This window comes from Bacillus haimaensis, assembly GCF_048270625.1.
GTDB lineage: Bacteria > Bacillota > Bacilli > Bacillales > Bacillaceae_I > Sutcliffiella_A > Sutcliffiella_A haimaensis.
This window is the reverse complement of record NZ_CP158164.1, coordinates 1,636,632-1,649,671: the sequence shown is the minus strand read 5'-3', so window position 1 is coordinate 1,649,671 and position 13,040 is coordinate 1,636,632. Positions and strand designations below refer to the sequence as shown.

At 39.8% G+C, this 13,040-nt stretch carries 15 protein-coding genes; 8 read left to right on the top strand and 7 right to left on the bottom strand.

The window, feature by feature from the left end; all coding sequences use genetic code 11:
• Positions 1-25: 25 nt before the first annotated feature.
• Positions 26-583 carry an HD domain-containing protein gene (locus ABN702_RS08440; RefSeq protein WP_417900258.1) on the bottom strand — a complete coding sequence of 186 codons (558 nt, stop codon included), beginning with the start codon at positions 581-583 and terminating at the stop codon, positions 26-28.
• 194 nt (positions 584-777) lie between these two features.
• Here ABN702_RS08440 and adh point away from each other — a divergent pair, with 194 nt between their 5' ends.
• Both adh and ABN702_RS08430 read left to right on the top strand, forming a co-directional pair.
• Positions 778-2,298, top strand: a complete 1,521-nt coding sequence (adh, locus tag ABN702_RS08435) for an aldehyde dehydrogenase (protein WP_417900257.1) — start codon at positions 778-780, stop codon at positions 2,296-2,298.
• 1 nt (position 2,299) lies between these two features.
• Positions 2,300-2,629 (top strand): DUF779 domain-containing protein, encoded by a 330-nt coding sequence (locus ABN702_RS08430; protein ID WP_417900256.1) that lies wholly within the window; start codon positions 2,300-2,302, stop codon positions 2,627-2,629.
• Here the strand turns inward: ABN702_RS08430 and ABN702_RS08425 are convergent.
• Positions 2,604-2,819, bottom strand: coding sequence for a hypothetical protein (locus ABN702_RS08425; RefSeq protein WP_417900255.1), 216 nt, complete (start codon positions 2,817-2,819; stop codon positions 2,604-2,606). The genes ABN702_RS08430 and ABN702_RS08425 overlap by 26 nt on opposite strands.
• Positions 2,820-3,101: 282 nt before the next feature.
• On the opposite strand from ABN702_RS08425, the gene ABN702_RS08420 reads away from it, so the two are divergent.
• From ABN702_RS08420 to trhA, 4 genes are all read left to right on the top strand, one after another.
• Complete coding sequence (locus tag ABN702_RS08420; RefSeq protein WP_417900254.1) at positions 3,102-3,563, top strand: cupredoxin domain-containing protein; 462 nt, start codon at positions 3,102-3,104, stop codon at positions 3,561-3,563.
• Between the two features lie 115 nt (positions 3,564-3,678).
• A complete protein-coding gene (locus tag ABN702_RS08415) occupies positions 3,679-5,298 on the top strand; it encodes an ABC-F family ATP-binding cassette domain-containing protein (protein ID WP_417900253.1) in 1,620 nt (539 codons plus the stop codon).
• Between the two features lie 170 nt (positions 5,299-5,468).
• Positions 5,469-6,569 carry an AI-2E family transporter gene (locus tag ABN702_RS08410; RefSeq protein WP_417900252.1) on the top strand — a complete coding sequence of 367 codons (1,101 nt, stop codon included), beginning with the start codon at positions 5,469-5,471 and terminating at the stop codon, positions 6,567-6,569.
• 125 nt (positions 6,570-6,694) lie between these two features.
• Positions 6,695-7,342 carry a PAQR family membrane homeostasis protein TrhA gene (gene trhA / locus ABN702_RS08405; protein ID WP_417900251.1) on the top strand — a complete coding sequence of 216 codons (648 nt, stop codon included), beginning with the start codon at positions 6,695-6,697 and terminating at the stop codon, positions 7,340-7,342.
• A 35-nt stretch (positions 7,343-7,377) separates the two neighbouring features.
• Here the strand turns inward: trhA and ABN702_RS08400 are convergent, their stop codons facing one another.
• The 4 genes from ABN702_RS08400 to ABN702_RS08385 form a co-directional block, all read right to left on the bottom strand.
• The gene (locus ABN702_RS08400) at positions 7,378-8,820 is read right to left on the bottom strand and encodes a phospholipase D family protein (protein ID WP_417900250.1); all 1,443 of its coding nucleotides are present in this window, start codon (positions 8,818-8,820) and stop codon (positions 7,378-7,380) included.
• A 106-nt stretch (positions 8,821-8,926) separates the two neighbouring features.
• Positions 8,927-9,712 carry an STAS domain-containing protein gene (locus ABN702_RS08395; protein WP_417900249.1) on the bottom strand — a complete coding sequence of 262 codons (786 nt, stop codon included), beginning with the start codon at positions 9,710-9,712 and terminating at the stop codon, positions 8,927-8,929.
• Positions 9,713-9,755: 43 nt separating this feature from the next.
• A complete protein-coding gene (locus ABN702_RS08390; protein ID WP_417900248.1) occupies positions 9,756-10,847 on the bottom strand; it encodes a PQQ-dependent sugar dehydrogenase in 1,092 nt (363 codons plus the stop codon).
• 104 nt (positions 10,848-10,951) lie between these two features.
• Positions 10,952-11,155 carry a DUF6501 family protein gene (locus ABN702_RS08385; RefSeq protein WP_417900247.1) on the bottom strand — a complete coding sequence of 68 codons (204 nt, stop codon included), beginning with the start codon at positions 11,153-11,155 and terminating at the stop codon, positions 10,952-10,954.
• A gap of 116 nt (positions 11,156-11,271) precedes the next feature.
• Between ABN702_RS08385 and ABN702_RS08380 the strand changes: the two genes are divergently transcribed.
• Positions 11,272-11,973 carry a class I SAM-dependent methyltransferase gene (locus ABN702_RS08380; RefSeq protein WP_417900246.1) on the top strand — a complete coding sequence of 234 codons (702 nt, stop codon included), beginning with the start codon at positions 11,272-11,274 and terminating at the stop codon, positions 11,971-11,973.
• Positions 11,974-12,209: 236 nt separating this feature from the next.
• On the top strand, positions 12,210-12,797 hold the full coding sequence (locus ABN702_RS08375; protein ID WP_417900245.1) for a cell wall hydrolase: 588 nt from the start codon (positions 12,210-12,212) through the stop codon (positions 12,795-12,797).
• 44 nt (positions 12,798-12,841) lie between these two features.
• On the opposite strand, the gene ABN702_RS08370 is transcribed toward ABN702_RS08375, so the two are convergent.
• Positions 12,842-13,033, bottom strand: a complete 192-nt coding sequence (locus ABN702_RS08370) for a DUF2187 family protein (protein ID WP_417900244.1) — start codon at positions 13,031-13,033, stop codon at positions 12,842-12,844.
• Positions 13,034-13,040: the final 7 nt, after the last annotated feature.

The following is a 13,040-nucleotide window of genomic DNA, read 5'->3' as shown; positions in this document are numbered from 1 at the left end:
ATACTAGCTAAAATAAAGGAAGTGTTCAACTTTCAGCTTGCGCGAATAGTTCGTTGACCGTCTTGGATAAATCAGACAAAATTTTGCTGTTCCTCATCGTTTCATTCATTTTGAAACTTTCAATAATCCCTTTGTAGTACCACTCCTGTTTTTCTGCCCCCCTATTGAACCGGGACCATATTGAGTCCCCGATCAGTTTTTTATCTTCAATGATAGATTTCAGATTATGTAATTTATCGGCACAAATTACATGACCGATTTCCATATCCACCTTCTTAATTTGAGCAATGGTATGCTGTTTCCGCTCTTCCCATGGAGCATCCTTGTTCGGTTCCGAACAGCTCTCTACTATCCTGGCTACGTTGTCGTTGAATTCCAACGAAAGAATGGAAAGAGTCATGTCTGTGTCCTCCACTGTATCATGGAGTATTCCAGCACAAATCACATCCTCTGAGCACCCGTACTCCTGCAGGATCATTCCTACTCTGACCGGGTGCACCAAATATGGTATATCTGTTCCTTTTCTTACCTGATTCCGATGCGCAATGGCAGCTATGGCTAATGCCTTATCAATTTGGCTCACAAGTTTCCCCCTATTAATCTTAATTCTTAGTATTCTCTTATTCTATCATGATAAAACACCGTATTGCTTGATTTTTAAGTTCAGAATGTTTAAAATTTACCTTACAATAGGTTGTCTAACAACTCATCTTAACAGTTTTTGTATCCGCTTACATAGTTGGTTGCCTATTAGTATCTATTTAGGGGGAATTTTCAATGATTTACGCTAATCCTGGTGAAAAAGATTCAAAGGTATCCTACAAGAACCGCTATGACAATTTCATTGGTGGAGAGTGGGTTGCTCCAGTTAAGGGTGATTATTTTGAAAATACCACTCCGATTACTGGACAGGTTTTTTGCGAAGTGGCCAGATCCACCTCAGAAGATATTGAATTGGCACTGGATGCCGCTCACAAGGCAAAAAAAGCTTGGGGTCAAACCTCTGTCGCAGAAAGAGCAAATATCCTGAATAGAATAGCAGATAGAATGGAAGAGAACCTGGAAATGCTTGCTGTTGCTGAAACGTGGGAAAATGGGAAACCTGTCAGGGAAACATTGGCTGCCGACCTTCCGCTGGCCATAGACCATTTCCGATATTTTGCAGGTTGCATACGTGCCCAGGAAGGCTCACTTGGTGAAATCGACAATGATACCATCGCCTATCATTTCCAAGAGCCGCTAGGTGTTGTTGGACAGATCATCCCATGGAACTTTCCGCTCCTGATGGCTACATGGAAGCTTGCCCCTGCCCTAGCTGCAGGAAATTGTGTTGTCCTAAAGCCAGCTGAGCAGACTCCTGCATCAATTATGGTACTTACTGAACTAATACTTGACCTTCTCCCTCCTGGGGTATTGAATGTTGTGAACGGCTTTGGTGTGGAAGCAGGAAAGCCACTTGCATCCAGTGACCGAATTGCAAAAATAGCATTTACCGGTGAAACCACCACCGGGAGACTCATCATGCAATACGCTTCCCAAAACATCATTCCCGTTACACTCGAGCTTGGTGGAAAATCACCAAACATCTTCTTTGAAGATGTTCTTGCAGCCGATGACGACTTCTTTGATAAGGCTATCGAAGGCTTCGTGATGTTCGCTCTTAATCAAGGCGAGGTTTGTACATGCCCTTCCCGAGCACTAATCCACGAATCCATATACGATAAATTCATGGAACGGGCATTGGAAAGAGTTGCCCAGATTAAACAAGGAAACCCACTTGATACCGAAACCATGATCGGAGCACAGGCATCGTCCGAGCAATTGGAAAAGATCCTATCCTATTTGGAGATTGGAAAAGAAGAAGGAGCAGAATTGCTAGCTGGTGGTGAACGCAATACGCTTGAAGGAGATCTTGCTGGTGGCTATTACGTTAAACCTACTGTCTTTAAAGGCAATAATAAAATGCGAATTTTCCAGGAAGAGATCTTTGGTCCGGTTGTTTCTGTTACTACCTTTAAAACCAAGGAAGAAGCATTGGAAATTGCCAATAATTCTTTATACGGCCTTGGTGCAGGTGTCTGGACTCGTGATGTTAACACTGCCTATCGTTTTGGAAGACAGATTGAAGCTGGACGAGTATGGACAAACTGCTACCATGCCTACCCTGCAAACGCTGCTTTTGGTGGGTACAAAATGAGTGGCATTGGGCGTGAGAATCATAAAATGATGTTGTCTCATTACCAACAGACAAAAAATATGTTGGTTAGTTACAGCCCCCAAAAATTAGGTTTCTTTTAAGATGGAAAAAGTATTAGCAACAGAACCTGCTCTAGAACTAATAGAAAAGTTAGTAGCAAAGCATGGGCCTGTACTCTTTCATCAATCAGGAGGTTGTTGCGATGGCAGCTCTCCCATGTGTTATCCAAAGGAAGAATTTTTGATTGGTGATTCTGATGTCTGTTTAGGTGAAATTGGTGGTGTCCCATTTTATATGAATAAAAAACAATATGAATATTGGAAGCACACCCAGTTAATTATAGATGTCGTCCCTGGCAGAGGAGGCATGTTTTCACTTGAAGGTCCTGAAGGTGTAAGATTTCTTACTAGATCCAAAGTGTTCCCTTCTTAAAAAGTAAAAGGATGTCTCCGGAAAAATTCCGGAGGACATCCTTTTCTATTCCAATGGTAGGTAGTGGCTCCTCCATCCAACCATTTTTAATCATCAGCTTTCCGCCATCTTTTGCATAGTCGAAAATATCCTTTGCGATTAATGTCATTTTTGCTGGAAGATCAAACATCATACTGAATGAAGTACCCAACGCATTACTCGTTTAGCCAAAACTGCTAAGCAAGCCCGTTAAATACATCATCAACTTTTCCGAATATGGAGCTTTCGTTGATAATGTAGGGTTTCCCCATGCAACTGCAGGTGGTTGTATATCACTTTTCACTTTTCTATTAACTTAGTATGTACAGAATACAAACAGAATGATGCTGCTTGGCTAAAAATTGACCAATATGATAAAAAAGAGACAACCCTTTCCCTTACCGAGCATAACTATTAATAGATAGACATGCATTATAAGGGAGTGAATTATTGAGTGAGATTCTTTATTGTTAAAAAGAGTTGGATTATTTCGGTTTTGCTATGCTTCATCATTGCTTTAGGTGGCTGGTACATCGTCAATGTCGGCATCATCCCGACAATAGGTAAACCAGCACAGGATAATCAGTATATTTATCATATGATTACATCCGAATTTAAAACGACCTTAGCGGATGGATCTGAAATGGAAGCTTATCGTTTTGATCCTGGTACCCTCACTGTTCCTAAAGGTAAGGAAGTTACAATCAGCATTTTCGGTGTAAACGGGTCGGAGCATCCATTTTCCATTGAAGGAACCGACATATCCGGAGTCGTCAAAAAAGGCGAAGAAACATTAATCACCACCACATTTGATAAGCCGGGGGTGTATCAGTTGGTTTGTACCACACATACCAACCACGCTCACCATGCCAATCAAAAAGTACCTCCTATGATTGCCTATATCTATGTATATTAAAAAAGCTGGGTCTCTCCCAGCTTTTTTATTTTGCATAAAGATGAAATGATTCTTTTGCAACCTCTCTATTTAATGGTATAATTTCAACGACATTAATTTTGGAGGAAAAGTATACATGCTTACAGTTACAAATATAAGTCTACGTTTTGGTGATCGAAAATTATTTGAAGATGTTAATATAAAATTCACTCCTGGCAACTGCTACGGTCTTATTGGAGCAAATGGAGCAGGGAAATCCACGTTCTTGAAAATTCTATCTGGCGAAATAGAAGCACAGACTGGCGATGTTCATATGAATCCAGGCGAACGTATGGCCATTCTTAAACAGAACCACTTTGAATATGAAGAACATGAAGTAATGAAAGTCGTCATTATGGGGCATTCCCGTCTGTATCAAGTAATGCAAGAAAAGGACGCCATTTATATGAAAGAGGACTTTTCTGATGAAGACGGCATGCGTGCTGCAGAACTTGAAGGCGAATTCGCTGAACTTAATGGTTGGGAAGCAGAGTCTGAAGCTGCCATCCTTCTTAAAGGTCTAGGAATCTCGGTTGACCTTCATGACAAGAAGATGTCTGAACTGACAGGTGGAGAGAAAGTGAAAGTTCTACTTGCTCAAGCCCTATTCGGTAAACCGGATGTTCTATTGCTCGATGAGCCTACAAACCACTTGGACTTGAAAGCGATCCAATGGCTGGAAGAATTCCTGATCAACTTTGAGAACACAGTTATTGTGGTTTCCCATGACCGTCACTTCTTAAATAAAGTGTGTACACACATTGCCGATCTGGACTACAGCAAAATTCAGATCTATGTTGGAAACTATGATTTCTGGTATGAATCAAGCCAGCTGGCATCCAGACTTTCATCTGATGCCAACCGCAAAAAAGAAGAAAAAATCAAGGAACTTCAGGCATTCATCGCCCGATTCAGTGCAAATGCTTCCAAATCGAAGCAAGCGACTTCCCGTAAAAAATTACTAGATAAAATATCGATTGATGATATTAAACCATCATCCAGAAAATACCCATACGTTAACTTTACGCCTGAACGGGAAATCGGTAACGACCTGCTTCGCGTCGAAGGATTAACGAAAACAATTGATGGTGTTACTGTGTTAAACAACGTCAGCTTCATTATGAATAAAGATGATAAAATCGCCCTGGTTGGCGGTAACGAAATCGCCAATACAACATTAATGAAAATTTTGACTGGTGAAATGGAGCCGGACAGCGGAACGTATAAATGGGGTATCACCACTTCTCAAGCATACTTCCCTAGAGACAACTCTGAATACTTTGAAGGTGTGGACGCAAATCTTGTTGACTGGTTGCGTGAATACTCCCCTAACGACCAGACGGAAAGCTTCTTGCGTGGCTTCTTAGGAAGAATGCTATTTTCTGGTGAAGAAGTTTTAAAGAAAGCAAGTGTCCTTTCTGGAGGAGAAAAGGTACGTTGCATGCTTTCCAAAATGATGCTGAGCGGATCGAATGTCCTATTATTGGATGATCCTACAAACCATCTGGACTTGGAATCCATCACTGCTTTGAATAACGGACTGATCAGTTTCAAAGGGTCCATGATTTTCACTTCCCATGATCATCAGTTTATCGAAACGATTGCAAACCGTATCATTGAGATTACACCAAACGGAATCGTCGATAAGCAAATGACATACGATGAGTACCTAGAAGATCCAACTGTCCAAAAACAATTAGCAGATTTATACGCATAATCTAGAAAAAGTCTTCTTTCCGGAAGGCTTTTTTCTAAATAACTGAAACCTTATCAAAGACTAAATCGTAGAAAATGAGTGAATGTTTTTCATTGATTCCTTTGTCTAGAGCGGAATTCAACACCGGCTTCCAACAGCTCATTAAATTTTACGAAAAAGAGGTGTAGACAGTGCCACAATCCAAGTGGTTTCGAATCGGCTATGGGCTGATTGTCATTTTATTGATTATTTATTTGCTTTCCCTTGTCAATTTCATTTTCATCCCGATTACAATCATGATCAAAACGTTGTTTGCGCCAATCATATTGGCAGGAGTGATGTATTATCTTCTGCGTCCTCTAGTTAATCTCGTAGCTCGCTATGTTCCAAGAGGTTTGGCAATCTTGAGCATTTACTTAATGTTTATCGGATTGATCACACTTTTGCTATTCCTGATCGGTCCAACCCTTCAGCAGCAGGTTAACAGCTTAGTGAAGAATACACCTAACATTGTTAATGATATCCGTGATTTTACTGCAGAACTTCAGGAAAATGAATATATAGCAAGATTCCAGCAGGACGAGCGTTTCTCCCTTGAGGAAATCTCCGGCAAAATTGCAGATAACCTGAACGCTTATTTGACTGCTTTTGGATCAAATGTGATTAATGTCATAAGCGCCATAACTGGATTTATCGTACTACTTGTCATCATCCCGTTTGTCCTCTTCTACATGTTGAAGGATGGAAACAGTCTTCCAGATCAGATAATCAAATTCATCCCTAGACAGCATGAACGTGAAGGCCGTGATGTTTTAAAGGACATGGATACTGCCATCAGCTCCTATATTCAAGGACAAATTATTGTCAGTATATTCGTTGGTGTCCTCATTTATATTGGATTTTTGATCATTGGCCTGGAGTATTCTCTTGTTTTGGCTCTGATCGCTATGTTTACCAATGTCATTCCATTTATAGGTCCTTTCATTGGGACCATCCCTAGTATTGTCGTAGCATTTTTTGATGAACCGATCATGGCTCTTTGGGTATTGATTGTGGTTATCATCGTCCAACAGCTTGAGAGTAATCTTGTTTCTCCACAGGTTATGGGAAAGAAACTGGATGTACACCCTTTGACTATCATCTTGTTATTGCTTGTGGCGAGTAAGTTTGCTGGCCTGTTAGGATTATTACTCGCAGTACCGACATATGCCATATCAAAAGTGGTAGTTCTCCATACAATACGATTCATTAAATTAAGAAAAGTAAAAGTGAATGAAGATTCACTTTTATAAGTCAAAAAGCATGGGAAGGTCATAACCTCTCGTGCTTTTTTCTTTTCAATGGAACTAAAATTAATTTCCTGATATGATGGAATTAAGTTTTTAGTTCATTAAATTGAGAAAGCGCGGGGATAAATATGGCACAAACACATACCTTTTCAAAGGGAGAGGAAATTGCCAATTCCATTACACATGGTATCGGAATATTAGTTAGCGCAGCTGCATTGGTTCTTCTTATCGTATTTTCGGCAATTAATGGAACACATCTTCATGTTCTTACCTTTATTATATATGGTGTGACCATGCTGATGCTGTATATCGCATCTACACTATTGCATGCATTGCCTCAAGGGATGGCGAAAAATGTCTTCGAAATCCTGGACCACTCTTCCATCTATTTCTTTATAGCAGGGAGTTATACACCGATAACATTGATTATCATGGATGGTGTCTTAGGATGGACCCTCTTCGGAGTCGTTTGGTCGCTTGCTTTGGCAGGCACGATTTTCAAAGTATTCTTTGTCCGCAGATTTCTTTTTGCATCCACAGTTCTCTATATTTTGATGGGTTGGCTGGCTATCTTTGGGTGGAGTGAGATTACGGCTAAGGTCGGGATAACTGGAATCGCCTTCTTAGTAACTGGCGGAGTCGTATATAGTGTCGGAGCCATTTTCTATATGTGGCGGGCATTCCCATATCATCATGCTGTTTGGCATATTTTTGTGCTTGCTGGGACAGTGCTTCACTTCTTTTTTGTTCTGCTATATGTGCTACCAATAAAATAAAACAAGCAGGATCCCTGCTTGTTTTATTTTGCTTATTAATAGGTTGTAAACCTGAAAAACTTCTGTATTCGATATAATACTTTTTTGATAGGAGTAGTTTCATCCTGATATTTTTCCAAAGGAAGTGTGAACTCAGCATCTTCGTTATTCCATAATCTTTGGAAATAGCTATCCATTTCTGTCATAATATCCTCATTATTCTGTGCCACGATTTTTATATCCGTTTCCAGATTAAGATCAAACAAATTCCTTCTTGTAAAGTTTGCAGAACCTCCAATGATGGTAGATCCTTCAGGACGTTTGTAATAAATCATTTTCGGGTGATACTGTTCCCCGCCGGTATTAAACCATTTTATTTCGATATTCCCTTTCCCTTCCTCTATCATCTCAGCAGCTACCGGTCTATTTGGCATTCCAATTTTTTGTTGACCAAAAGCATGTTCATTCGGATCAAGTACCATCTTGATGGAAACCCCTCTTTGGGAAGCCGAAATAAGCTCATCCACTACTTTTCTTTCGGCGAGATAGAACATTCCCACCCAAATTTCTTCCCCTTTTTCTGTCTGATTAATTTCTTCTACGATATGTTTCAGGATTTTCCCTTCTGTCAGCAATTGCACAGCAATATTTTTATTTTCATCAACTTGGTGGTCCGCTTTATTATGATAGGTTGGCAACTCTCCCCCCTCGGAGAAATCAAGTACAGCCTGCTCAGTTTTGAGAAGATCACCTATGATGGGACCTGAGACTTCAAATGCCGTATTGGAATGGTAGCCACTTGCATCATGCGGATTCGCAGATGAAATGATTGCTGTCTTATCCGTAATGACAACTTTACGGTGATTTGCTTTTACATTAAGCAGCTTCAGATAGGAGCGAACCGTTGTTTCTGGTGCATTTTTAGACATTGGGTTCTTGATCCATCCAGATCCACCTTGTCCGAACCATTGAAAAAACACTCTCCATACCCCTGAATAAAGTGGATTTGAATCGCGAAGCACATCCAAATTTGTTTTCACTACTTTTATTCCACTTTCCTCGAGCATCATCAGCTCTTCCGCTTCATGGGAGCCATATGTGGTATTGATTTCGTCCGTTATAAAAACCATTTCCATATCAGGATTGTTCTTCTTCTTGTCAAGAAGCGTCTTCATTAAGTTATCACTTAAAGGCGGAAAATCTCTCTCTCCATCATTGTAACCGTTAAATAGAAACATATCGATAACCACAAATTCCTCCGCTTCTTCGATTACCTTGAATATCCTGTCGAATATCACATGTTCCGTTACGACCTTATCATTTTTTTTATAGGTCAAATCGTATAGAAACTCCACGTCAGATACAAGATGCTCTTCCCCTTCAAAAGAAACGTTCTCCGGTAATGGTTTGTAGCTATGATAGATACTCGTGCCAATGACAATAAGAACAATAAATCCAATGATAAACGAAATTTTATATTTTTTTATCAACCTGATCACAAAGCTTCCCCTACATTCATGTATATACTACATTTCCTCAATTTTCCTTAATAAATCATAAAAAAATAGGCCTGTTATCCTTCAAGCCTATTTTTGTAAGCTTTTATTAAATTTTTACGAGTTTGTATCCCATTTTTGTCCATACATATTGGATTCCCTGCTTGAAGGACTGACAAGTTTTTACCCGCACCTTCAACCCTTTTCTGATCATCTGCTGGACAAATTGTGCATTAAGTCCGACAAATATTGCCTCAGAGCCCATTAACCTTAACGCATCCGCTATTTGATCCAGGTGAAATACCACCACTTCGTCAATATCATCAACGATCCCTGTAAAATCAAATATGACGTATTCCGCCTTTTTATCCGCACATGCAATCAGGATGGCATCCTTCGTGTATTGCATTCTTTCCTCAGTCAATAAACCAGTCAACGCAACGAGTAATACTGAATCAATGGCAGTGCCAATAATAGGCGTATAGAGGCTTTTCAACATATTCTGCTGGCCTTCCAGTTCCTGTTGATAATCCGAAACGTCCTTCCATGTTAATATATACCCGGTGAATTCTCCCGTTTCGCTAAATATTCGATCCACTACGATCTTAGCAGAAAAGCGGTTGAACAGTTTTATTTGCGCTGTATGGGGGAACGTTTCACCTGCAAATATTCCATCCTGCCTCGGACCGTGAAACATGGAGAGATTTACTCCTATAAATTCCTCGGGGTCATGTATCTTTACATATGGCCCAATCTTGACTAAAAGCTCTTTGGCAGAACTATTCATCCATCGTATATATTGGTTTTCATCTGCAAAAATAAGACTTTCCCCTATACTGTCCAAAAGTCTCAATACATTCAGGTCTTTAAACATATCTATATTATTTGGCATCATTATTTCCCTCTCCACTTTCATATTATAAAAATTCTATGTGGTATCAGTTTTCTCTTTTCAGCGGTATTTTTATAAGTCGATCATCGGTTGGGATCGGATTTCCTCTACCATCAGTATTGTTAGTTACTGCATATAAAGTTTCTCCATCCAATAGAACATCCCTAACTCTACCGAAATTCTCAACAAGTGGATATTCCTTTTTACTCTCCAGTTCAAATTGGCGGATCATTTCTCCCCTTAGGCTTGCAACGAATAGAGACCCTTCAAAATAAACCATGCCGGAAGGGGCCCATGTTCTATCCCCCGACTGAAATAGTGGTGACTGCATCCCATTTTTTTCGTCTGATCCTGTAATAATTGGCCAGCCATAGTTATTTCCTGCTTCAATGATGTTGATTTCATCTTTTGCAGAAGGGCCATGCTCTGATTCGTATAGTGTGCCATCCGTGTTATTCCACGCTATTCCTTGAGGGTTGCGATGCCCGTATGAATAAACGTAGGAATCTGGAATTGGGTTATCCTCTGGAATCGATCCGTCCAATTCCATTCTTAATATGCTTCCAGACAGACTTGAGGGATTCTGTGCTTGCTCAGGTGTTGTAGCATCCCCAACTGTAATGTAAAGCATGTTATCAGGTCCAATGGCAATTCTTCCGCCATTATGGTAGATTGCTCCTGGAATGTCTTCCAATAGTGCACGTTCTTCCTTCCAGGCACCATTTGCGTATTTTAACAATACTAAGCGATTTCTGACATCCTCAGTTGTGCCGTATGTATGATAAGCATAGGCCAGCTTGTTTTCCTCGAAATCCGGATGCAGCGCCAACCCAAGTAGACCTCCTTCTCCGTACTGGAGAACAGCTTTATTTAGTTTAACTGACTCTCTCGAAATGTTACCACTTGAGATTCTGGCGATGGTTCCCTTTCTTTCTGTTATATAAAAAGTATCATTATGTTTGGTGATGGCCCAGGGCACATCCAGGTTTTCTGCAACCGTTTCAACGGATGCCTCCAAGGAATTAGTGACTTCCTTAGCTGGTGGTGTGTTTGTATTGGTTTCTCGTTCCTGTTTAGCTATACATCCGCTGGCAAAGATAAGAATTAGAGCATAGCAGAATATCATCCTTTTCTTCATGAGCTCACTCCTCCATTTTTTATACCCTTTTTACTACATTCTAACCCTTTTTTTGAAATATAAAAAAGCACGACAGTTGAATGTCATGCTTTTTGAATTCCCTGTTAGATTGTTTCGAAATAATCCTTGTAATAGCCTCCGATATGGCCGCTGTTATCCACAACAAAGTAGAATTCCTCTGTTTCATTTTTCACTTCATATGTGTTCCCAGCCGTCAGCATATTGTTAACTACATATTTTTCAGCATTCGTATGTACGCACTTGACCATTTTTACGGTGGCACGATCTTTCCATGTTGCATGTATCATTCTATGCACCTCCTGCTTCTATATCCCCATAATCATATCTTACCTTATGCATAAATGCCAGTTCCTTTTTGAACGTTCCATCTCCTCTACTCATATGAATAAAGGAGGTGATTAATATGAAGAAATCCTACTATACAGACCTGCTCGCGTTATTCGGAATTGGAGGTGCGCATCCTGGAGGGCTGGAGCTTACTAAGGAGCTCATAACGAAAATTGACATCAACGATAAAAAATTGTTGGAAGTTGGCTGTGGTACTGGGCAAACAAGTGCCTATCTGTATAAAAGAGGAGCTTTACTCACCACGATGGATGCTCACCCGTTGATGGTGGAAAAGGCAAACACTAGGTTTACCGAGATGGGCCTGACATGTCAGGCAATCCAGGGGAGTATTGAAAAGACAGATTTTGCTTCAAACACTTTCGATTATATACTTGCAGAATCTGTTCTGTCTTTTACGGAAACTCTTTCTTCATTAAAAGAAATACATCGCATATTAAATTGCGGAGGATCTTTTTTGGGCCTAGAAATGGTGAAAAAAGACTCTCTCCCTAAAGACACCGAAGAAAGAATGAAAGAATTCTATGGTTTATCAAATATTTACTCATTAGAGGGATGGAAAACGGTTCTACAAGACAGTGGTTTGCAAATTATCTCCCTAATGTCTTATTCCTTAGATGAATTAGAAACAAGCGAACCCGATATCAACCCCTCACCAGATATTGATACTGCTTACTTTCAGGTTATGCAGGAGCATGAGGAGATAACATTGATATCCCGTCCTCATATTGAACTATGCATAATCTACTGCATAAAATAAACATGGGCTAATGTCATGGATGGCATTAGCTGCTTTTCTATATTTATGAATTTATAGATATTATTTCATATCTTTAACCTATATATTTCCATGTTTTTGTGATATAAAGCCAATATCTACAATAATTATGTTCTGTTGGTAACATTTATACAGTGAAATGATTCCTTGGACTTGTTACCATTTACATTAGAGTGTCCGAGAGTTGCTTATAAACAACACAAGGAGGAATTCATTTTATGAAAAAACTTATTGCAATTTCAACTTTAGCAGTTGCACTTATTTCTGGTACTGGATTCAGTGCGCAGGCTGAAGAAACATATAAAGTTCAATCAGGCGACAGCCTTTGGAATATTGGTAAAACGTATGGTGTATCTGTAAAAGAGGTACAATCCATCAATAATAAAGGCAATCATTTAATTTTCCCTGGTGAAGCGTTAAAACTGCCAACTGCAGTATCTGAAGAAGAAAAAGATCTATTGGCACGTCTTGTTCATGCTGAGTCCAAGGGTGAACCATATGAAGGGAAAGTAGCTGTAGCAACAGTGGTTCTAAACCGCGTAGATAGTGAAATTTTTCCGGATACGATCAAAGAAGTGGTAACTGAAACATCTCCTGGTGGTGTGTATCAGTTCTCTCCAGTGAAAAATGGAGAAATTAACAAAAAAGCTGATGAAGAAGCGATCAAGGCTGTAGAAGAAGCAATTGCCTTCCGTGGTGATGGAAACAATTCGTTGTACTTCTTCAATCCTGATAAAACAAGTGACGAATGGATTCGCACAAGAACTGTAACAAAAACAATCGGAAACCACGTTTTTGCACAATAATATAGAATTCAAAAAAGAAGGTACGGATTTCGTACCTTCTTTTTTTATACTGTTTTGTAATTTTTATGGTTAATGACAGTACGAATCGGTTCCCCTGTGTTTGGATTCTTCCCAAGTTCCACAATAACGGAACTGTCTCGTATGACAATGACCTTTCCTTTGCTCCCTTTATTTGTGCCATTTTTTATCAGGATGGTATCCCCAATTTGGATCCCATTAGCTTTTGTCTCTTCCATTATTCAT

Coding starts and splice junctions, on each gene's coding strand:
- adh (WP_417900257.1), top strand. CDS start 778: ATGATTTACGCTAATCCTGGTGAAAAAGATTCAAAGGTATCCTACAAG.
- ABN702_RS08430 (WP_417900256.1), top strand. CDS start 2,300: ATGGAAAAAGTATTAGCAACAGAACCTGCTCTAGAACTAATAGAAAAG.
- ABN702_RS08415 (WP_417900253.1), top strand. CDS start 3,679: ATGCTTACAGTTACAAATATAAGTCTACGTTTTGGTGATCGAAAATTA.
- trhA (WP_417900251.1), top strand. CDS start 6,695: ATGGCACAAACACATACCTTTTCAAAGGGAGAGGAAATTGCCAATTCC.
- ABN702_RS08395 (WP_417900249.1), bottom strand. CDS start 9,712: ATGATGCCAAATAATATAGATATGTTTAAAGACCTGAATGTATTGAGA.
- ABN702_RS08390 (WP_417900248.1), bottom strand. CDS start 10,847: ATGAAGAAAAGGATGATATTCTGCTATGCTCTAATTCTTATCTTTGCC.
- ABN702_RS08385 (WP_417900247.1), bottom strand. CDS start 11,155: ATGATACATGCAACATGGAAAGATCGTGCCACCGTAAAAATGGTCAAG.
- ABN702_RS08380 (WP_417900246.1), top strand. CDS start 11,272: ATGAAGAAATCCTACTATACAGACCTGCTCGCGTTATTCGGAATTGGA.
- ABN702_RS08375 (WP_417900245.1), top strand. CDS start 12,210: ATGAAAAAACTTATTGCAATTTCAACTTTAGCAGTTGCACTTATTTCT.
- ABN702_RS08370 (WP_417900244.1), bottom strand. CDS start 13,033: ATGGAAGAGACAAAAGCTAATGGGATCCAAATTGGGGATACCATCCTG.